The 19,856-nt window shown below is 45.0% G+C and carries 18 protein-coding genes; 14 read left to right on the top strand and 4 right to left on the bottom strand.

Annotated elements, in window-relative coordinates; all coding sequences use genetic code 11:
* Positions 1-7 precede the first annotated feature (7 nt).
* Positions 8-1,597, bottom strand: coding sequence for a PorP/SprF family type IX secretion system membrane protein (locus BFP72_RS09565; protein WP_099598926.1), 1,590 nt, complete (start codon positions 1,595-1,597; stop codon positions 8-10).
* Positions 1,598-1,834: 237 nt separating this feature from the next.
* On the opposite strand from BFP72_RS09565, the gene BFP72_RS09560 reads away from it, so the two are divergent.
* Positions 1,835-2,674: an outer membrane beta-barrel protein gene (locus tag BFP72_RS09560; protein WP_158233359.1), complete on the top strand. Its 840-nt coding sequence runs from the start codon at positions 1,835-1,837 to the stop codon at positions 2,672-2,674.
* A gap of 31 nt (positions 2,675-2,705) precedes the next feature.
* Here the strand turns inward: BFP72_RS09560 and BFP72_RS09555 are convergent, their stop codons facing one another.
* Positions 2,706-3,113, bottom strand: a complete 408-nt coding sequence (locus BFP72_RS09555; RefSeq protein WP_099598924.1) for a TerB family tellurite resistance protein — start codon at positions 3,111-3,113, stop codon at positions 2,706-2,708.
* 386 nt (positions 3,114-3,499) lie between these two features.
* Between BFP72_RS09555 and BFP72_RS09550 the strand changes: the two genes are divergently transcribed.
* The 11 genes from BFP72_RS09550 to BFP72_RS09500 all read left to right on the top strand — a co-directional run bounded on the left by BFP72_RS09550 (position 3,500) and on the right by BFP72_RS09500 (position 14,218).
* Positions 3,500-4,933: an anthranilate synthase component I family protein gene (locus tag BFP72_RS09550; protein WP_099598923.1), complete on the top strand. Its 1,434-nt coding sequence runs from the start codon at positions 3,500-3,502 to the stop codon at positions 4,931-4,933.
* The gene (locus BFP72_RS09545) at positions 4,930-5,496 is read left to right on the top strand and encodes an aminodeoxychorismate/anthranilate synthase component II (RefSeq protein ID WP_099598922.1); all 567 of its coding nucleotides are present in this window, start codon (positions 4,930-4,932) and stop codon (positions 5,494-5,496) included. The genes BFP72_RS09550 and BFP72_RS09545 overlap by 4 nt, the downstream gene beginning before the upstream one ends.
* A gap of 97 nt (positions 5,497-5,593) precedes the next feature.
* Positions 5,594-6,589: an anthranilate phosphoribosyltransferase gene (trpD, locus tag BFP72_RS09540; RefSeq protein ID WP_099598921.1), complete on the top strand. Its 996-nt coding sequence runs from the start codon at positions 5,594-5,596 to the stop codon at positions 6,587-6,589.
* Entirely contained in the window at positions 6,586-7,374 is a 789-nt protein-coding gene (trpC, locus tag BFP72_RS09535; RefSeq protein WP_099598920.1) for an indole-3-glycerol phosphate synthase TrpC, read from the top strand. Before trpD ends, trpC begins: the two co-directional genes overlap by 4 nt.
* The gene (locus BFP72_RS09530; protein WP_099598919.1) at positions 7,374-7,994 is read left to right on the top strand and encodes a phosphoribosylanthranilate isomerase; all 621 of its coding nucleotides are present in this window, start codon (positions 7,374-7,376) and stop codon (positions 7,992-7,994) included. The genes trpC and BFP72_RS09530 overlap by 1 nt, the downstream gene beginning before the upstream one ends.
* A 4-nt stretch (positions 7,995-7,998) precedes the next feature.
* Positions 7,999-9,180, top strand: a complete 1,182-nt coding sequence (trpB, locus tag BFP72_RS09525; protein ID WP_099598918.1) for a tryptophan synthase subunit beta — start codon at positions 7,999-8,001, stop codon at positions 9,178-9,180.
* A gap of 20 nt (positions 9,181-9,200) precedes the next feature.
* Positions 9,201-9,971: a tryptophan synthase subunit alpha gene (gene trpA / locus BFP72_RS09520; RefSeq protein WP_099598917.1), complete on the top strand. Its 771-nt coding sequence runs from the start codon at positions 9,201-9,203 to the stop codon at positions 9,969-9,971.
* A gap of 116 nt (positions 9,972-10,087) precedes the next feature.
* On the top strand, positions 10,088-11,530 hold the full coding sequence (locus BFP72_RS09515) for an HTTM domain-containing protein (RefSeq protein WP_099598916.1): 1,443 nt from the start codon (positions 10,088-10,090) through the stop codon (positions 11,528-11,530).
* 86 nt (positions 11,531-11,616) lie between these two features.
* Positions 11,617-13,119, top strand: coding sequence for a peptide MFS transporter (locus BFP72_RS09510; protein WP_099598915.1), 1,503 nt, complete (start codon positions 11,617-11,619; stop codon positions 13,117-13,119).
* A 79-nt stretch (positions 13,120-13,198) separates the two neighbouring features.
* Positions 13,199-13,681, top strand: a complete 483-nt coding sequence (locus tag BFP72_RS09505; protein WP_099598914.1) for an outer membrane insertion C- signal — start codon at positions 13,199-13,201, stop codon at positions 13,679-13,681.
* An 81-nt stretch (positions 13,682-13,762) separates the two neighbouring features.
* Entirely contained in the window at positions 13,763-14,218 is a 456-nt protein-coding gene (locus BFP72_RS09500; protein WP_143520013.1) for an outer membrane insertion C- signal, read from the top strand.
* A 94-nt stretch (positions 14,219-14,312) separates the two neighbouring features.
* On the opposite strand, the gene BFP72_RS09495 is transcribed toward BFP72_RS09500, so the two are convergent.
* Positions 14,313-14,882: a carbonic anhydrase gene (locus BFP72_RS09495; protein WP_099598912.1), complete on the bottom strand. Its 570-nt coding sequence runs from the start codon at positions 14,880-14,882 to the stop codon at positions 14,313-14,315.
* A gap of 151 nt (positions 14,883-15,033) precedes the next feature.
* Positions 15,034-17,460, bottom strand: a complete 2,427-nt coding sequence (locus tag BFP72_RS09490) for an ABC transporter permease (protein WP_158233358.1) — start codon at positions 17,458-17,460, stop codon at positions 15,034-15,036.
* Between the two features lie 118 nt (positions 17,461-17,578).
* Between BFP72_RS09490 and BFP72_RS09485 the strand changes: the two genes are divergently transcribed.
* Positions 17,579-18,796 carry an ATP-binding cassette domain-containing protein gene (locus tag BFP72_RS09485; protein WP_099600742.1) on the top strand — a complete coding sequence of 406 codons (1,218 nt, stop codon included), beginning with the start codon at positions 17,579-17,581 and terminating at the stop codon, positions 18,794-18,796.
* Positions 18,797-18,938: 142 nt separating this feature from the next.
* Positions 18,939-19,823, top strand: a complete 885-nt coding sequence (locus BFP72_RS09480) for an AraC family transcriptional regulator (protein ID WP_099598910.1) — start codon at positions 18,939-18,941, stop codon at positions 19,821-19,823.
* Positions 19,824-19,856 lie beyond the last annotated feature (33 nt).

The following is a 19,856-nucleotide window of genomic DNA, read 5'->3' as shown; positions in this document are numbered from 1 at the left end:
GTTGTTTTTAATTCAATACATTCAAAATGTAAACGTGATCGAGATTGTGTCGAGAACTCCAAACCTTTTGTTCTTCTTCGGCTTGTCTCATGGTCGCTCCTTTGTGTACGACGACTACATATTGCTTCATAGAAGATACATAGCCTACGATAGCGCCATGGTATCCCATCTCGAAGATTTCGTCACTGTAATCTTCGGCCGCTTGAAAATCGTCAAATTCTCCTGCCACAACGTGGTGTCCAGCAGGCAATTCGAGGAAGTGCTTTCCTTTTTTGACAGTGTTTTCGGGCAATTGGGCTTCTGAGTCAGGGGTTTCAGTCAAGGCATGGTGCCATTTGACTGTAGACTGAGTCGTACTGTCTTTCATGGTTTGAATGTAGGTCGCGCCTAGTTCCCATTCGCCTCCGGAATTGGTGCGGTGCTTGAGAGGGATGCTCTCATCGATAGTTTCGCTAACGACAACTTCACTGGCAGGGAGAGCCTCTTCGATGGTTGCAGGTGCAGTGGCTACTGGCATCTCTTCTTCGACAGGAGCTTCTTCTTCTACAGGTGCAGTTTCGGTAGGGGCAGCTGCTACTGCAGCGGCTTCTGCTTCTGCAGCGCGTTGAGCAGCACGCTGCTCGGCAAGTTGTTGTCTACGTTGTGCTGCACGTTGTTCTTGCGCTCTTGTTTTCTTGAAGTTTTGAATGAACGATTGTGCTTGTTTTTGGTCTTTCTTTTTGTCTCCAAGGTTGAAGCCAAGACTGACCTCTATGGTGCCAGAGGAGTATCCTTCGAGTTCTGTTTTTCCATATTCATAGGAGAAGCCTACTGCCCATTTTTCTTGGACCTTGAAGCCTGCCAATAAAGCCATGCCGTATTGCTCACGGTAGTTGAGTCCTGCCCAGACGATGTGACCGATGTGGGCGATGGCCGCTATTTCATATTGAGGCATGTTGACTGTCGAAAAACGATAGAGCACATGAGGTTCAATGGCAAAATTCTTGTCGATCAAAAATCGATAGCTCCCTTGCAAAAGCAGGTTTTCATAAGGTTTGAGTTGTATTTCACTGAAGCTGTCCGTACTGACGACATCTCTGCCTATCAAGTTGGGGACTGCTAGCCCTAGGGTGAAGTTGTTGTAAAAGTATGCAATGCCTAAATCAGCGGTAACAAAAGAGGTGTTGGCATCTGCAAGTGCAGCTAGGGTAGGATCTATTCCAGCGTCTACATCATATCCAGTGTAGCCCCCACCTATAGATAAGCCAAATCGTAAGAATTGCTTCCTGTCAAGTTGGAGGAGATAGCCACCAGATACTTTGGCTCCAGACGTGCTGATTGCATTGGCTTTGCCATTGTAGGCCATGGCTCCTATCGAAAGGTTGTTTTTGAGTGGGGTATTGAAGCTGACGTGTGAGTCCATCGGTGCGCCATCTAGTCCAACCCATTGTTGGCGGTGCACACCAAAGATGGTGGTATACCCCGTAGAGCCAGCATAGGCGGCATTGAGGACATACGGATTCATAAAAAATTGGCTGTACACACGTTGATCTTGAGCAACGAGCTTAAATGTCGCCAATAGGACAATCAGCGACAGTGATAATATCTTCTTCTTCATACAAAACACCTGACTATAGAAAACAAAATATTCGCGGTGGCTTATATTTTGTTTTAAACACACATAGTTATCAAATCTAATTCAAAATTCATAAAGATGAAGGGAGGAGTCGTGTGTCTTGGGGTTGAAATAATTAAATTTTATGGTGAAAAAATACAAAATCAGAGAGTTGGTTATGAAATTGAGATTTATATGTATTTTTTTGTACTTTGCTTTTTGAAGAACAACAGTTGTAGAATGAGATATAGATTGGTAGTGTTGGTGTGCGTGATGATGTGGTCTACATCGTCTTACGCACAATTTTGGTTTGGTCCAAAGTTTGGAGGACAGTTGATTACACCGCAATACGAGCATAAGGCGCATGCGGACAGTTTCAATACCTCGTCAAAAATAAATTGGCACGCGGGGGTAGCTTTTGATTATTCCACCAAGAGCAATTTTGAAGTACATACCGAACTGGTATACATGCGGGTCAATAATAGGAGTGTGAGTACTTCGAAATATGAAACGCCTATCGATGATGGAGGTCTGGGAGGACAGGTCGTAGATAGCAAGACAGTCAATCACTACCTGTCTGCGCCGCTGATGGCGAGATTGGTGTTTTTAAAGGATAGAAACATCCAGTTGATGGCCCAAATGGGTCCGAGGCTGAGTTATTGGCTGGGAGGCACGGGGACACTGAGTACCGATGAGTTGGAGAGTTTTGGTGAAGATCAGATTGATTACCAAGTCAAGTTTATGGATTTGACCGAAGAAGAATTGGAAGAGATCAACGAGCCAGGGACTTTTATTATTTCCAAACCCAACCGTTTGCAGTATGCTTTAGACTTTGGGTTTGGGATGATCATCGAACCGTCCCCGATGAGTCGTATCATCCTAGATGTCAAGTATAGCTTTGGACATTCGTTCTTGGCGTTCAATGAGGGCAACAAGATGTCGGATGCCTTGTTGTACCAAGAGGATACAGAGTACCGTACCAACATGCTTGTCCTGTCTGCGGCCTATATGTTTGGGTATGATTCTAGACTGAGTAAGAAAGGAAAGAGTACCTCAAAGGTCAAAACCAAGAGGAAGTAGTAAGCCCAAGTATGTTTGTCCTAGTCAAGAGCTAGTTGCGAGGGATCAGATGTTCGTCGGCAATGCTTCGGAGAAAGTTTCGGTTGGTGCTGATGTTTGGGTCACTGTATACATAGGCAGACAAATCAGCAATTACTCCTGGCTTGTAGCCCAATTTGATTGCGATTCGTTCACAGAAATCGATTTCGGATTGGAATACCTTGCCGTCTACTTTCATCAATTGTACAATGTTGAAGAGGTATTCAAATTTTACCTCTGGTTGCAAATTGCTCAGGTCTGCTATGGGCAGAGGATTGTCTATGATCGTTTCGATATCGTCTTCGGTCAGTCCGTGGAGCGACCCGATGTAGTGGATCATTTTGGTCTCGGGCTCTGCGATGAAATTGTCGACTTTCGAGAGATGCACGAGTAAACTAAGGTGCTCTTTGACATTAGCCATAGGGATAGGTTTAGTGTTTGGTTTGTATTGCCTCTCGCTCTCTAGTTCAAGCAGGGCAATAGCATGGGTCGTGTATGAAATCTACGTATTACGTATGGTCTAATTTATACAACTTCTCAAAAATGTGACGTATGATAAATGAAATATCTTCATATGATTTTGACCTTGGTCTGTAGGAAATGTAGAAGGAGAGGGTAAAAATAGAGGAGAAAATTTTGCGCTTTGGTCGGACTGAGATATAATTGCAACAATGAAAATGGTAAACAAAAATATGACTTGGTGGTGGTGCATTTCTAATCAGAAGTGAACACAACGAGTGTGTATTTTAAAAGATATAACATTAGCCTTGACGTTCACAGTCAGGGCTTTTTTTTTGCTAAAAATTGATGAAAGAAGTTAAAATCTATTCCAAAACCAAAGAGATACTTGGAGATCTGGTCACCCCAGTGAGTATCTACCTTAGAGTCAGAGAAGCCTACCCCAATTCTTTTCTGCTAGAGAGTTCAGATTATCATGCCAAGGAGGGGAGTATTTCCTATATCGGGTTTCAGCCTGTTGCGGAATTTCGGGTAGAAAACGAACACCTCTACAAGAGATTTCCTGAAGAGGAAGAGCAGTCCGAGCGGCTTGGAGAGGTTGATTTACGTGATGAGTTCATTGCGTTCTCAGAGTGCTTCAAACCTCAGGATGATAAACAGTATTTTACCAAGTCAGGTTTGTTTGGCTTTACGAGTTATGAGGCGGTACAGTATTTTGAAGATATTTCTTTCAATCCTGCCAAACCAAAGAATTTTGAGACACCTCTGATGCAGTATTTCTGTTTCAAGTATGTCATTGCCTTCGACCATTTTCGTAACAAGCTATTCATTACCGAAAATAGTGGCGACCCAGTAGTCAGCTATGCAGGGATCGAAAGCGTAGAGGAACTGATCTTTTCGTCCAAGACGCCTCAATTTGAGTTCTCTTCATCAGGGGAAATCGAGTCTGATATGACAGATGAGGAATTTCGAGCCAATGTCCTCAAAGCCATCGAACACAGTCAGCTGGGAGATACTTTTCAAATGGTGCTCTCACGAAGCTTCAAGACCGATTACCAAGGGGATGATTTCTTCTTGTACAGGGCTTTGCGCAGTGTCAACCCCTCACCATATTTGTTTTATTTCGATTATGGCAAGTTCCGCATCTTTGGCTCCTCACCAGAGGCACAGTTGGAGGTCAATGACGGAGAAGCGGCGATCTTTCCGATCGCTGGGACCTACAGGCGTACAGGCAATGACGAAGAGGATACTCTTGCTGCCAAAGCGCTCTCCGAAGACGAAAAAGAAACCTCAGAGCACGTCATGCTTGTTGATCTCGCTCGGAATGATTTGAGTATTTCGGGGGACAAAGTGAAGGTAGAGAAGTTCAAAGAGATTCAATTCTTTTCACATGTCATTCATTTGGTATCTAAGGTGACTACTGTGTTGCGCAGTGGGAAATCAGCCATAGATTTGGCTGCAGATACTTTTCCAGCGGGAACACTTTCTGGCGCTCCCAAGTACAAAGCTATGGGATTGATCGATGGGTATGAAGCGACAGTACGTGGGTACTACGGCGGCATGATTGGCTTGATGGATTTCTACGGTAATTTTAACCACGCCATATTGATTCGGTCTTTTCTTAGTCAAGACAATGAGCTGCATTTTCGCGCAGGGGCGGGGGTAGTCGCCAAATCCAATCCAGATAGTGAAGTGCAAGAAGTATACAATAAAATAGGGGCTTTGCGTACAGCCATAGAGAGAGCCAATAGTTTGAATAAAGCCCAAATCATAGCAAAATGAAGACCTTAGTTTTAGATAATTACGATTCGTTTACCTACAATCTTGTGCACATTATTCGTGAACTCGAAGGAGACGAGAACTTAGATGTATACCGCAATGATCAGATTGCTTTGGCAGATGTTGCCAAGTATGATCGTATCTTGTTGTCTCCAGGTCCTGGTTTGCCCAAAGACAGTGGGATCTTGATGGATACAATTCGCACCTACGCTCCTGATAAGAATATCTTAGGGGTGTGTTTGGGGCATCAAGCCATCGCCGAGTGCTTTGGCGGAGTGCTTTACAACTTGCCCGATGTTCTTCATGGTATTGCTACCAATGTAAATGTGATGTCGGATGATGCTTTGTTTGCTGGCTTGCCACAGCAGTTCAAAATCTGTCGCTACCACAGTTGGGCAGTAGACCCAAAGCAGACTGGAGAGGTAGAAGTGACAGCGGTAGATGATAGCAACGAGGTGATGGCGCTCGTGCACAAAAAGTATGACGTCAGGGGGGTGCAGTTTCATCCCGAATCCATTCTGACTGAGCATGGAGTCCAGATGATGGAAAACTGGATGAAGCTTTAGGCTGTCGTCAAAGCAAAGAAAACAAGAAGTGGTGCTCATGTACGAGTGTCACAGTAAAGTCTAAATCCAGCGAGGTGCTGGGGAGAATACAATCGCAATGAAAGAAGTATTACAAAAACTCACAGAGGGCTATGTGTTGAGCAAAGAGGAAGCACATGCAGCACTCAAACAATTGGCATCAGGAGAGTGTAATCAGAGTCAATTGGCAGCATTTCTTACCATATATTTGATGCGAGACATCCATGCGCACGAGTTGGCAGGTTTCAAAAATGCCATGCTTGAATTGTGCCGTCCCATAGATCTGAGTGCCTATGATGCCATGGATATGTGTGGTACAGGTGGAGATGGCAAGGATACCTTCAATATCTCGACCACTTCCTCATTTGTAGTGGCAGGTGCAGGGCAAAGGATCGCCAAGCACGGCAACAATGGGGTGTCCTCCAATTGTGGCTCTTCTAATTTACTAAGTCATTTTGGCTATGTGTTTCCTTCGGATGAGGGCGTGCTGCAGCGTAGCATGGAGAAAGCCGGTATTTGTTTCTTGCATGCGCCGCTCTTTCATCCTGCGATGAAGAATGTAGCTCCAGTGCGGAAAGAAATGGGTTTGAAGACCTTCTTCAACATGCTTGGCCCTTTGGTCAATCCTAGCAAGCCGGCCAAGCAATTGATGGGGGTGTATAGCTTGGAAGTGGCACAGCTCTATCAGGACTTGCACAAGGCAGAGGGACGGGATTGTGCCGTCGTACATGCAATGGATGGCTATGATGAGGTTTCGTTGACGGGAGATTTCAAAGTGTATACTCGTGATGGCATTCAGACGTATTCGCCAGAGCAAATTGGACTGGGAGTAGTGCAGCCAGAGGAGATATATGGAGGAGAAACTGTGGAAGATTCGGCGAAGATATTTGAGCAAGTACTCAAAGGAGAAGCAACAATGGCTCAAACAAACGTGGTGTTGGCTAATGCGGGATTGGCACTCTACATGGGGCAAAAATTGGAGAGCTACGAAGCAGGTATCGCTCAAGCGAAAGAGTCGATCGATTCGGGAGCCGCATATCATTGTTTTAAGAAGTTTATCGAAGAAGTATCATGAATGTATTGGATAAAATAGTTGCGGAAAAGCACAAGGAAGTCGCCGCACAAAAGGAATTGTTTAGCATCGATCAGTTGATCAAGATGCCTGGGTTTGCTAGGACGGGGATTTCTACTGCCGAACGGCTGAAGCGATCGGTGTTGCCGGGGATTATTTCCGAATTCAAGCGCCAGTCACCATCCAAAGGGGTCATCAATGACCAGGTAGATGTGGTGAAGGTGACAAAAGGGTACTGTGAAGCGGGTGCTTCCGCTGTGTCCATCTTGACGGACGAGCCGTTTTTTGGGGGGACGATAGAGGATTTACAACGTGCGAGACCGCATGTGACTTGCCCGATATTGCGCAAGGACTTCATCATCGATGAATACCAGATCTATAAGACCAAAGCAGTAGGCGCAGACCTGATGCTGTTGATCGCGGCGATCCTGACCAAAGAAGAGATAGTGCATTTCACGAAAGTGGCGCATGATTTGGGCTTGGAAGTGCTGCTGGAGATTCACAATGAAGAGGAATTTCGACAGGCTTATATTTCTGAAGTGGATATTTTGGGGGTGAACAATCGTGATCTGAAACGGTTCAAAACAACGATCCAAAACTCCATAGATCTATCAGCAATATTGCCCAAAGAGCAGCTGAAAATTTCAGAAAGTGGAATCTCCACTACCCAAGATATGGTACAGCTTACTGCAGCAGGCTACAAGGGGTTTCTCATCGGTGAGCAGTTCATGAAGCACGAAGACCCTGCTGCTGAGTTGAAGAAGTTTATGACCGAAGAACTAGTGTGATGCAAGTCAAAGTATGTGGGATACGAACACAATCCAATCTGTCTGAGTTGAAAGCTTCAGAGGTGGATTATGTGGGTTTTATCTTTTATCGCAAGTCCAAGCGTTTTTTTTCGGATGGGGACCTGTCACAGGATGCTCTACATGCTCTAGACAAACGAAAGGTAGGGGTGTTCGTCAATGAAGCCGTGGATGAAATACGATCCATCGCTGAGGCTTATCGTCTCGATGTGTTGCAATTGCATGGTGAGGAATCGCCAGAGGATTGTGCGGCACTGAAGAAGGGAGGTTTTGCAGTATGGAAGGCATTTCCAGTGTATGATGCATTGCCGGCTCAGTTGGGAATGTATGCAGACTGTGTCGATGCGTATTTGTTTGACACCAAAGGAGTAGACCATGGTGGCAATGGAGTCAAATTCGATTGGAGCGTATTGAGTCAGTACCGTGGGGAAGTGCCGCTGGTTTTGAGTGGTGGAATTGGCCCTGAAGACGTAGCGCGCCTGCGTGACTTGAATATAGAACAACTGATAGCAATAGATGTCAATAGCCGGTTTGAGATTGAGCCGGGGCTAAAGGACGTGGATTTGCTCAATAAATTTATAAGCGAAACGAAGAAGCAATAGAAATATGAAAACTAATTTGAACCCAGACGAACGGGGTTATTTTGGGAGTTTTGGTGGGGCGTTCATTCCTGAGATGATGCAGGCCAATGTAGCAGAGCTTCAAGAGAAATACGTGGAGATCATGGAATCTCCTGAGTTTAAGGCGGAGTTTGACGTGCTGCTGAGAGATTATGTGGGACGACCGAGTCCTTTGTATCTCGCGACACGTCTTTCGGAGAAGTATGAGACCAATGTATACCTCAAAAGAGAGGATCTAAATCATACTGGTGCACATAAAATCAACAACTCACTTGGGCAGATTATCTTGGCAAAAAAACTTGGTAAGAAACGCATCATTGCGGAGACAGGAGCAGGGCAACATGGAGTGGCTACTGCGACGGCTTGTGCGCTGATGGGATTGGAGTGTACGGTGTTTATGGGGGAGTTGGATGTGCAGCGCCAGGCTCCAAATGTCGGGAGGATGAAGATGCTCGGAGCGACGGTTGTGCCGGTGTCTTCTGGGTCCAAAACACTCAAGGATGCGACCAACGAAGCAATGCGTTATTGGATTGCGAATCCCTTTGATACCCACTATATAATCGGCTCTGTCGTAGGGCCTCACCCGTATCCTGATATGGTAGCCAAATTCCAATCCGTGATCAGCGAAGAGATCCGGAAACAGCTCAAAGAAAAGACCGGGTCTGAACTGCCAGATGTGGTCATTGCATGTGTCGGCGGTGGGAGCAATGCAACGGGTGCGTTCTATCATTTTTTGGAGGACGAGAAGGTTCGTTTGATTGCAGCAGAAGCGGCAGGAAAAGGGCTCGAATCAGGATTCACTGCAGCAGCTACTTTCAAAGGAGTAAGTGGAATATTGCATGGCAGCAAGACGCTCTTTATGCAAACTGAAGACGGTCAAGTGGTAGAGCCACATTCGATATCTGCAGGGTTGGATTACCCTGGTATTGGTCCAGCGTTGGCGCATTGGTTTGAGACGGGGCGTGTCGAATATCAGGCTATTACAGATGATGATGCGATGAGGGCTGGATTGGAATTGTGCAAATTGGAAGGGATTATTCCTGCAGTAGAATCGTCGCATGCCTTGGCCGTTTTGGACCAGACAAAGTTCGGCAAAGACCAATCGGTCGTTGTGAATCTGTCCGGTCGAGGAGACAAGGATCTAGAGACCTATATGAAATATTTATAATCCTAACGAAGCAAAGAAAGATGAGTAATAGAATAAATACAGTGTTGGATTATAAAGATAATATCCTTTCGATATACTTTACAGCAGGCTATCCAAAATTGGATGATACCGTGAAGATTCTTCAGCAATTGGAGCGGAGTGGAGCGGATATGATCGAGGTAGGAGTGCCTTTCTCTGATCCGATAGCAGATGGCCCTACCATACAGCATAGCAATACCGTGGCACTAGAAAATGGGATGTCTGTACAGTTGCTTTTTGATCAGTTGACAGGAGTGAGAGAGACGGTGAAGGTTCCTTTGATTATGATGAGTTCACTCAATCCGATCATTCAATATGGCTTTGAACGATTCTGTCAAAAATGTCAAGAGGTTGGAGCCGATGGCTTGATCATTCCAGATCTGCCGGTCGAAGAATATATCAGTGAATACAAAGCCATCGTAGAGCAGTATGGCTTGCGCAATATTATCTTGATTACTCCCTCTTCTACAGATGCCAGGATTCGCCTGATTGATGAGCACACGGATAGCTTTATCTATATGGTTTCGTCTGCTGCTACGACAGGAGTCAATAAGAATTTTAGTCAAGATTTCGAGGCGTTTGCATCGAGACTTCAAGCGATGAATTTGAAGAATCCATTGGTGACTGGATTTGGGATCAAGGACAAAGAATCCTTTGATCAAGTGACAAAGTTTTCCAAAGGAGGGATCATTGGAAGTGCCTTTGTCAAGGCAGTGGCAGAAGTAGGGGATGCTGGGAAGGCTACAGCTGATTTTATGCGCCAATTTGCTTGATATATAAATTTAGGTTTGTCTAAAAATGGATGAGTATATTATTTAAAATCAGTGAGTTAAATTGTTTTGATGTTAGTAATAATTTAGTTGTATTTTAAAGAAAATGTCTTGACAAAATGAAACATGCTTTGCAGCGTTTTTTTACCTACTTGAAAGGGGTGTCGGCTCTTGATCTTCGGTCCTTGGCTCTCTTTCGTGTCTGCTTAGGTGTATTGGTCTTGATCGATATGTTTGTTCGGTTTCAAGACTTTACCATGTTCTATACAGAGGGCGGAGTACTGTCATTGGAACAACTGCACAAAGGGTATGGTTCGTTGTATACTTGGTGGGCATCGGAAGAGTGGTCAATGTTTTTGTTTGGCTTCACAGCGTGGTGTGCGTTTCTGCTTTTGATAGGTTGTTGGACGCGTGTTGTGACGGTGTTGTTGTACGTGTTGATGGTGTCGGTACAGTTGCGTGTTTCGTTGGTCAATAATGCTGGAGATTTGTTGCTTTCTTGTGTGCTGTTTATAGCTATTTTTCTCCCGTTGTCTGCAGTGTGGTCGGTAGATGCTTGTCGCGAAAAAGGAAGTTCCTGTCGCTTGGTTTCTGAACGGTATGCTTATAGTTCTCCATGGACCTTAGTTTATTTGATACAGCTCATTGTGCTCTATGCGATGGCTGGATTTTCTAAAAACAATGGAACATGGAATTATGATGGTCTTGGGATCTATTATGCTTTGAATTTGCATACCTATGCCAAAAGTAGTGCGTCATGGTTGTTGGATTATTCTGTGTTGTTGTGGGTTGGTAATTATCTCACTTTGATTCTGGAACGCTTCCTTTGGATGGGGTTGATGATCCCTGTACGCAAGGATGTGATTCGTACTGTATTGGTCCTTTCTTTTGTCGGTTTTCACTTTGGGTTGTTTTTGTTTATGGAGCTTGGGACTTTTCCTTGGTTAGGTATGATTGTCTGGTTGGCCGTGATTCCAAGTGGACTGTGGAACCGTGTCCAGTCAAGAGGTGAGTTGGTGCGTGTCTTAGATAAGTGCAAAATGGATATGTCCGCTTGGGAAAGGAAATGGGTACTCGTTGGGGCCACTTTGTTTTTGGTACTGATGACGTGGAGTGGCCTGCGTGCGAACAAATTGATTGGCTACAATAGTTACTTGGGGAATGTAGTGAGCGCAACTCGATTGCGCCAAAGTTGGAAATTGTTTAGTGGGCCGAAAAAAGAAGACGGATGGTTGGTAGTAGCGGCCGAACTACAAGACGGGACATGGGTAGATTTGCTGCGAGAGGGTGAGTCATTGAATTGGGATAAACCTGCTGTTTTTTCGGCACAGTTTCCGAACCACAGACAACGGAAATATTTCAAAAACATTCGAACATCCTACGTTAGCCATCGAGGGTATTACTTGGATTGGGTCGTGAAAAAGTGGAATCAAAACAACACAGAAAATCCCGTGAAGAGTGCCACTTTTTACTACATGAAAGAAGGGGTTTTGCCAGGGGGGGGATTCGCACCAATAGAGAAGGAAGAATTGAGGGTTTGGAAAATCAAACCTGAGAAATGACCGCTGGTCAGAATTGATACTTCTATTCTGTGATTTATTGTTATTTTGGCATTTGAAATGATAATTTGAATTAACCCAAAATAGAGATGAGTACGGTAGTAAAGAATGAAAAGGAATTGTTTGGACACCCGAGGGGGTTGGCTGTATTGTTTTTCACAGAGATGTGGGAGCGGTTTAGTTACTACGGGATGCGAGGGTTACTTGTGCTCTATTTGGTTGATGATATTGCCAAAGGTGGGTTTGGATGGAGTCAGGTAGAAGCTCTGTCTTTATACGGTACTTATACGATGATGGTCTACATCATGGGGATACCAGGAGGAATACTGGCTGATAAGTACGTCGGGCAAAAGAAAGCCGTGATGATTGGTGGGGTTTTGTTGGTAGTGGGGCATGGAGTCATGGCTTTGCCAGGGGAGATGATGTTTTATCTCGCCATCACCTTGATAGTCCTCGGCGTGGGTGCGCTCAAAGCAAATATCTCTACTATGGTTGGGCAATTGTACAAGCAAGGTGACCCTAGACGGGACAAAGGATTTACTATTTTCTACATGGGAATCAATATGGGGTCGGCGTTGTCTTCGTTGATTGTAGGTTATGTAGGGCAAGTATACGGATGGCATTGGGGATTTGGCTTAGCGGGTGTAGGGATGCTCTTCGGGCAAATCCAGTTCATGTTTGGAGGTAAGTATCTCCAGGGAATCGGAGAGTTCAAGAAATCAGAAGCGAATGAAGACGCGTCATCAGATTCGTCGATTCATCTTTCGCGACTCAAGAAAAACCCATTGTCTTGGGTGGTGATTGCATTTGTGGCTGCTTTGGGAGTTTATGTCTTTGTGAATGCCAGTTACCTTTTTGGTGCGATGATTATCATCTCGTCGGTGTTTTTGGGAGTAGGTATCAATATTTATAAATACGAGCTCAATAGTATTGAGCGAGATAGAGTTGTGGTTCTTTTGATTTCCTTTTTGATGGTTATTGCTTTCTTTGGCGCCTTTGAGCAGGCAGGAGGCTTGATGAATCTCTATACAGATCAAAAAACAGATAAAAGTGTATTTGGTTGGTTTGAAATGACTGCAGCTCAATTTCAATTTTTCAACCCTGGTTTTATCCTGTTGTTCGGTATTCCTGTGGCGAGTTTTTGGGCATGGATGACCAATCGAGGCAAGGAGAATTCAGCTTTGTTCAAAATGGCTACAGGCAATATGATCATGGGGCTGGGCTTTGTGCTCATGGTCGGTGCTACGATTCAAGCAGCAGGGGGAGATCTTGCGAGCATGTGGTGGATTGTCGGTGCTTATTTGCTTCATACGATCGGGGAGCTGTGTTTGTCCCCTGTTTCGCTATCCTTTGTGACCAAGTTGGCACCAGTCAAGTACGGATCGATTATGATGGGATTGTATTTTGCCATGACTGGTTTAGGCAACAAGGTCGCAGGGCTTTTGGGAGAGTCAGCTTCTCACTTTGGTGAGTACGAGGTATTTGCAGGGATTGGTATCTTTTCGGTAGCCTTTGGATTGTTGCTCATTGTGTTTTTGAAAAAGCTCAAAAAGCTCACCCATGGGGCAGAGGATATTGTATTAGAGTCCTAATTTCTATTGGATTCTTTCTATTAAATCCGATGGGATGACTAGTTTTGTTTGTAATTAATTCACTTAATAAAAATCAATCATGAAAAAATTATTAGTTGCAATAGCTTTAGTAGTAACAACCGGAATGAGTGTGCAAGCACAAGAAATAGGTCTTAGAACGGGCATCGCAGGAGGGAATCATGCGGCTGTAGATGCGCTATTTTCTGTAGGGGAATTTAGTAGACTTCATGCTGATGTATCTTTTGGCGGAGGTGTAGGAGCTGATTTACTTTGGGACTTTTTCTACCGCCCGTTTGATGTGAGTGGAGAAGAAGGTTTTGGTTGGTACATGGGGGCTGGACCTTCGCTTTATGCTGGAAACAGATGGGGACATTGGGATGATGATATTGACAATGACAATATTTTCTTGCTTGGTGCCAGCTTCGAAATAGGTATTGACTACCATTTTAAGTTTCCATTGGCTCTAGCGATAGATTATAGACCTACCTTCTGGATTATAGAAGAAACTGATTTTGATGCAGGTGGATTTGGTGTCATGGCTAGATACGTATTTGGTCAATAGAAATTCGAGACAAGAAATGAATGAAAGCCCGAAGGGATCCAATCTCTTCGGGCTTTTTTGTACATTCCAAACAATGAATAAATGAGGAAGCAATGCATGTTGTCCGTGGTTGTGGTGTTGTGCTTGACTTGGGCTGCTCAGGCGCAGGAATTGGGGATACGTCTCTCTCCATCCAATAGTGTGTCGTCTGCTGTAGAAGGTGCATTGAATATAGGAGAGGCCATGCGTCTGCATGGCGATGTAGCGTTCAGCAATGATGTCGTGGGATTTGATGTACTGTACGACTTTTTTTATAGTCCTTTTCGTATAGGAGACTGTGCAAATTTCATGTGGTATGCGGGAGTAGGAGGGGCCTTGTACGTGTCCAATGATTCAGAATTTGGCATCAGTATGGAAATTGGTGTGGATTACCGGTTTGATTTTCCTCTTGTCGTGGGAGTGGATTATCGTCCGACCTATTGGGTGGATGAGTATGACAATGTGTTCAATATCGGTGGTTTTTCGCTCATGGCGAGGTATGTCATGAGGAAGAGGTGAGTGCTGTATTGATAGTTTTTCAACAAAGGTAAAAACAACAAAGCGGCAGCCCTGAACCCAGAGCTGCCGCTTTGTTTACAATGATTTGTGTTTTTTAGAATCCGAATTCTACTTCGCCTGTCGACAAGCTGTAGTACCCAGATACGATTTCTAAGCCGTCATTATTGACTGCATTTTTGATGATGTCTGATTGTTCCAAGAGTGTAGTGATCGAGTGGTTGGCGTTCTCTTTGATGATGTCTGCGATCGGAGCATCCTTACCTAGCTTGTCTACGGACGGCTGGATGTAGCTTACTAGTTTGTTGAGATTCGGGCCATTGTCTCCTCCTGCTACTGCAGCTCCAACTGCTCCACAGCTTTCGTGTCCCATCGATACGATGAGTTTGGAACCTAAGTGTGCTACAGCATACTCGATACTAGCAATGGTCGAAGTATTGGCGACATTGCCGGCGACTCTGAGGACAAACAATTCTCCAAGACCCGCGTCGAAAGCTAGCTCAGGGGCTACACGACTATCGGCACACGAGAGGATGATCGCGTAAGGACTTTGACCTTTTGTCAAAGGTTGTCTTGCGTCTTGGTTTTGAGCAGTTGTCGTCGGTTGACCTGCTACGAATCGGCTGTTGCCTTCTTTTAGTCTTGTTAATGCTTCTTGTGAATTCATGTGTCTAAGATTTCGATTATTCCTTTACTACGATTAAAATTAAACCACAGGATGGGAAATACCCTCTCCTTTGGCTTAAAATCCCGAAATCTAATCAGATTCTAATCCTATGAAGTAATGATTGAGTTTTTTACCCATCAGAGCGTTTAGGTTAGCCTTGTCGGAGGGAGTCCACGGGGCTTTTGAGTGAGGCACGAATGGTTTGCAAACAGATGGTCAAGGAGCCAATCACAAAGACGATGAAAGTCGCGAGTACATATACCCATAGGCTGACGGTCCATCTGCTGGCAAAGTTTTCCAACCAATAATTGGTAGCGAGATATGCGATAGGCCAAGCCAGTAGGGTAGCCCACATGATCCATTTGATCACTTCGATCGAGAGCATACTGACCAAGGAGCGTGTGCTTGCTCCTAGAATTTTTCTTATACCGATTTCTTTTTTGCGAATAGCGAGAGTGTAGGTGATGAGTCCTATCAACCCAAGGCAAGCGATAAATATCGACAGAAAGGCAAACAGCATGAAAACACGACCTGTGGTGGATTCGGATCGATAGAGGTTTTGGTAGTCCTCATCGAAGAAAAAATACTGCATGGGTTTGCCATGGCTGTATTGTTTCCAACTCGACTGGATGTAGTCTATAGTTTCGGGGATGTTTTCAGTATGGTTGACTTTGACACAGGCATAGCCTTCATAGTTGTGTGGCATATGCATGAGTAGGGTGGGTTGGATTTGTCGGTGCAAGGATTCGAAATGATAATCATTCACTACACCAATGATAGTTAAGTAGGAGAGGTGTCCATCCTTGTTTTTGGGTTGAATGAATCGCTTTCCGATCGGATTGTCATAGCCGAGGGCCTGGGCGGCAGAAGCGTTGATGACGATTGCACTGGAGTCGCTCGGGATGTCTGGTGAGAAAAAGCGCCCCTGGATCAGTTGGAGTCCTAGCAATTCTGCATAGCCAAAACTGACCGTGTTTTGATAGAAGGAGTAGGGCCTGTCAGGGTAGTCTTCGGTGAAGAAGGCATTGTTGCCGTATCGGTCTTTGCCAGGGATGGATACAGAATTGGCTACTGCGACGATATTTGGGTTTTGCAGGAGTCTATTTTTGAATGCCTCCAGGTTGTCTTTGAGCACGTCGGGCCGTCGGATGATGATCATTTGATCTTTGTCAAACCCGAGGTTTTTGGTGATCATGTATTGCGTCTGGTAGTAGACCACCAAGGTGACAATGATGATCACGATGGATGCTGTGAACTGTATAGTGACCAGGAGGTTTCTAAGCCAGCTCGACTGAACTCCACTACGAAAGGTGCCATTGAGTACTTTGATAGGTTGAAAATCAGCCAGGACAAAGGCTGGGTAAAAGCCTGCCAAGATGCCGATCACAAGTGACAAAACCAACATGCCCCCCCAAGCGAAGTAGTTGGTGCGAATGTCTATGCAGAGGCTTTTGCCAATCAACTCCGAAAAGTAGGGAGTCAAAAAGATGACCAGTATGTAGGCCAGTGCGGTAGAAATCATCGAGACGATGATGGATTCAAGGATGAATTGGTAGATGAGTTCTTGACGAGAGGAGCCAGAAACTTTTCGGATGCCGACTTCCTTGGCACGAGAGGAGGATTGGGCAGTCGCCAAATTGATAAAATTGATCATGGCAATGAATAGTAGTGCCAAGCCTGTCGCGCCATAGATATAGATGTAAGATATACTGCTGTTGTGCTCTAGCTCGGCTTCTACGTCGGAGTATAGATGTATGTCTGCGAGGGGCATCAGATAGTAATGAAACGAATTTCCTGATTGTTCATAGGCTGCCATGGTTGTGCCGAGCGAAGATTCCAGTTGTGGGCCTATGTATCGAGTGATCATTTCTTGAATTTTGGTTTCAAAATCCCACCGGTCGACCTCTGGATGGAGTGTGATGTAAGTGTAGATGTTGTGGGAGATCCAGTGCTGGTTGTTCCAGAAAGGGTAGGAACTGATAGAGCCGAGCATGTCAAAGTGCAGATGTGAGTGGTCGGGTATATCTGCCATGACTCCAGTGATGGTGTACAATAAGGTGTCGTATTCTACGGTGATTTGTTTGCCTAGTGGGTCTTGATCGCCAAAGTACTTTTTGACATAACTCTCCGTCAGGATCATCGAGCGAGGGAGGGACAGTGCGGTGGTTGGGTCGCCAGCTAGCAATTCAAAATCGAACACATCAAAAAAATTGGAGTCTGCGAAGAGTACTCCGTCCTCGTTGAATTTTTGATCACCATAGCCAATGTACCATGCGCCACTTTCTTTGATTCGTGTGACATGTTTGATTTCTGGGTAGTCACGCAGCATGGTCTCTGCCATGGGAGAAGCGGTCACAGCCATGTCCATGTTTTGACCATTCATTGTACCCGAGACGTGGACTCTGTAGGTGTTTTGGTAGTTGTAGTGAAATCGGTCATAGCGGAGTTCGCCGTAGACATACAGTGCGATGAATATGAAACTGGCTATGCCAATGGCCAAGCCACTGATGTTGAGCAGGAAGTAGCTCCTGTGCTTGAGTAGGTTGCGTATGGCAGTGATGTAGTAGTTTCTTAGCATGTCGCTGCGTATGGAGTATGTTTTGGATTTTGATGACTGTGTATTGGACGCAGATTTTAGTGCTTTTATTACAGCTGATTTCAAATATAATCCCTTAGGGTGATATCTTAGCAGTCTGATGACAAATGCAAAACACTGGAATATACTGGTACCCAATGGAGGGGGGAAAGAGGAGTTGATCAAAGCACTCATGACAGATTCGTCTGGATTGGATGATATCAAAGGGAAATCAATAGTGCTATATTCTGCGATTGTTTTGGGAATGTATATCCGTGAGGAAGAGGTACATGATGTTTTCGTAGTGACTAACGAACGAGGGCAGACGCTCCAGTCCATGTCTAGTGGGGAACGCAAAAAGGCTTTGCTCCATCATACATTAAAACAGCACCCAGAAGTGATTGTTTTGGACAACCCTTTGGATAGCTTGGATGTCGAGGGACGAGAAGATTTGCTCGCGCGACTGGAAAACCTCTCGGACCAAGTGTCATTGGTCAACGTGGTGAGTCGGGCAAGAGATTTTCTGCCTTTTGCAGAGTCACTCAAGTATCTCGACAAGCAGCTGATCAAGCAAGAGCATAGTGAGTCGTCGGCTCTGGTACGGTTTGATGGTGGGATCCCTGCACCCATCCATGAGGATGAGTTGGCAGAAGAGACCTTGATTCATATGAGAAACGTGCAGGTGTCATATGGTGAGCGATGCATTTTGAAACACATTTCTTGGCAAATCAAGAAAGGAGAGTTTTGGCAACTCAAAGGACCAAATGGAGCGGGGAAGACGACATTGCTCACGATGATTACCGGGGACAACCCGAAGGCCTTTGGCCAAGATATTCGCCTATTTGGTTATCAAAAGGGTAGTGGGGAATCGGTATGGGATATCAAACGGCACATCGGATACTATACTTCGACGATGACGCATGATTTTTGGCGCAATCAGAGCATCGAGTACATGATCATTTCAGGGTACTACGATTCGGTGGGCTTGTATGATCGCCCGACTGAGTTGCAGCGCAAGCGTACCGAAGCGTGGTTGGATTTGATTGGTCTCAAGGACAAACGGGACAAGCCATTCGTCGATCTGCCGATAGGCTGGCGTAGACTCGTTTTGATCGTAAGAGCAATGGTCAAGCATCCTGCACTATTGATCCTTGATGAACCTACTTCGGATCTCGACGATGAAAATACACTGTTGGTGACGACTCTAATCAATAAGATAGCTTCAGAAAGTCACTCGGCGATACTCTATGTGTCGCATCAAGACGAGCCTGGCTTGAAACCGGACATGGTCTATGAGCTCTTGCCAAGTCAGGGCGGATCAATCGGTCACAAACGGTGAAGCTTGGAAGGGTAGCTGAATCCACAGCTTCATCTCTATATGCTTTCTTTTTTGCCCAATCATGTAGTGCTGTAGAGGAGTGTGCTTTCATTCTCCTCTCAACGTGTGTTGCTTTCAGTCTATTGTGTTTTAGTTTTGTCTCATGTCTGAATCCAAAGGAATACCTATATATAGCCTGGATAAGTTCAAGCCCGTGGCGGGTTCGGCCTTGCCCTTTCAGGTAGAGGTGTTTGATGCCAATCGCCACTTTGAGGTGCAGTACCCGCACCGTCATGATTTTTTTGAAGTGCTGTTTTTGACACAGGGCTCAGGGATTCATGTGATCGATAGCAACGAGTACGAGATCAAGCCTCCTTGTGTGTTTTTTCTGAGCCCGGGACAGACACATAAGCTGGAGTTGTCCAAGGATGTCGATGGCTATATTTTTCTCTTTACCGCTGAGTTTTATCTCCTAGATCGCAGCAACAAGAACAAGCTGCTGGAGTTTCCCTTTTTTTTCAATCTCAAACAAGAGAACCCTCCCTTGCTTTTAGTAGAGGAGAGTGATACGCAGTTTCTCAAGGGGCTTTTTCGGCAAGGGGCTAAGGTCATGGAAGAGGAGAAGAGCCAGGAGTTTGCCAACTCCCTACTCGATCTGATCCTCAATACTTGCGAACGCCTCTACCCACGAGAGCAACGTGCCATCGCAAAAGGAAAAGGTCATCTCATGGTCAAACGTTTTCGTGAGTTGATCGAGGAAAAATACCAGTTGAATCTCAGTATCAAACAGTATGCTGAAGAACTGAATGTAACCGAAAATCACCTTACACATACGGTAAAAGAGTTGACGGGTAAGACTTCTAAGGAATTGGTTTTTGACAAGCAAGTGCTTGAAATTAAGCGTCTTTTGAAGCATTCAGATTTGTCTGTCTCAGAGATATCTATGCAGTTGGGATTCAAGGATCAATCCTATTTCAGTAAATTTTTCAAGAAGTTTACCGGGCAGACTCCCAATGCCTACCGAGAGGAATCGTTGAAAAGTACCTAAACTTTTCTCATTATCACCATAAGGATACAAATC

This window comes from Reichenbachiella sp. 5M10 (genome assembly GCF_002742335.1).
GTDB lineage: Bacteria > Bacteroidota > Bacteroidia > Cytophagales > Cyclobacteriaceae > Reichenbachiella.
This window is presented reverse-complemented; position numbering and strand designations above follow the sequence as displayed.

Excerpts from the sequence above, each read along its gene's own strand:
- BFP72_RS09565 (WP_099598926.1), bottom strand. The coding sequence starts at position 1,597 with ATGAAGAAGAAGATATTATCACTGTCGCTGATTGTCCTATTGGCGACA.
- BFP72_RS09560 (WP_158233359.1), top strand. The coding sequence starts at position 1,835 with ATGAGATATAGATTGGTAGTGTTGGTGTGCGTGATGATGTGGTCTACA.
- BFP72_RS09555 (WP_099598924.1), bottom strand. The coding sequence starts at position 3,113 with ATGGCTAATGTCAAAGAGCACCTTAGTTTACTCGTGCATCTCTCGAAA.
- BFP72_RS09550 (WP_099598923.1), top strand. The coding sequence starts at position 3,500 with ATGAAAGAAGTTAAAATCTATTCCAAAACCAAAGAGATACTTGGAGAT.
- BFP72_RS09545 (WP_099598922.1), top strand. The coding sequence starts at position 4,930 with ATGAAGACCTTAGTTTTAGATAATTACGATTCGTTTACCTACAATCTT.
- trpD (WP_099598921.1), top strand. The coding sequence starts at position 5,594 with ATGAAAGAAGTATTACAAAAACTCACAGAGGGCTATGTGTTGAGCAAA.
- trpC (WP_099598920.1), top strand. The coding sequence starts at position 6,586 with ATGAATGTATTGGATAAAATAGTTGCGGAAAAGCACAAGGAAGTCGCC.
- BFP72_RS09530 (WP_099598919.1), top strand. The coding sequence starts at position 7,374 with ATGCAAGTCAAAGTATGTGGGATACGAACACAATCCAATCTGTCTGAG.
- trpB (WP_099598918.1), top strand. The coding sequence starts at position 7,999 with ATGAAAACTAATTTGAACCCAGACGAACGGGGTTATTTTGGGAGTTTT.
- trpA (WP_099598917.1), top strand. The coding sequence starts at position 9,201 with ATGAGTAATAGAATAAATACAGTGTTGGATTATAAAGATAATATCCTT.
- BFP72_RS09515 (WP_099598916.1), top strand. The coding sequence starts at position 10,088 with ATGAAACATGCTTTGCAGCGTTTTTTTACCTACTTGAAAGGGGTGTCG.
- BFP72_RS09510 (WP_099598915.1), top strand. The coding sequence starts at position 11,617 with ATGAGTACGGTAGTAAAGAATGAAAAGGAATTGTTTGGACACCCGAGG.
- BFP72_RS09505 (WP_099598914.1), top strand. The coding sequence starts at position 13,199 with ATGAAAAAATTATTAGTTGCAATAGCTTTAGTAGTAACAACCGGAATG.
- BFP72_RS09500 (WP_143520013.1), top strand. The coding sequence starts at position 13,763 with ATGAGGAAGCAATGCATGTTGTCCGTGGTTGTGGTGTTGTGCTTGACT.
- BFP72_RS09495 (WP_099598912.1), bottom strand. The coding sequence starts at position 14,882 with ATGAATTCACAAGAAGCATTAACAAGACTAAAAGAAGGCAACAGCCGA.
- BFP72_RS09490 (WP_158233358.1), bottom strand. The coding sequence starts at position 17,460 with ATGCTAAGAAACTACTACATCACTGCCATACGCAACCTACTCAAGCAC.
- BFP72_RS09485 (WP_099600742.1), top strand. The coding sequence starts at position 17,579 with ATGACAAATGCAAAACACTGGAATATACTGGTACCCAATGGAGGGGGG.
- BFP72_RS09480 (WP_099598910.1), top strand. The coding sequence starts at position 18,939 with ATGTCTGAATCCAAAGGAATACCTATATATAGCCTGGATAAGTTCAAG.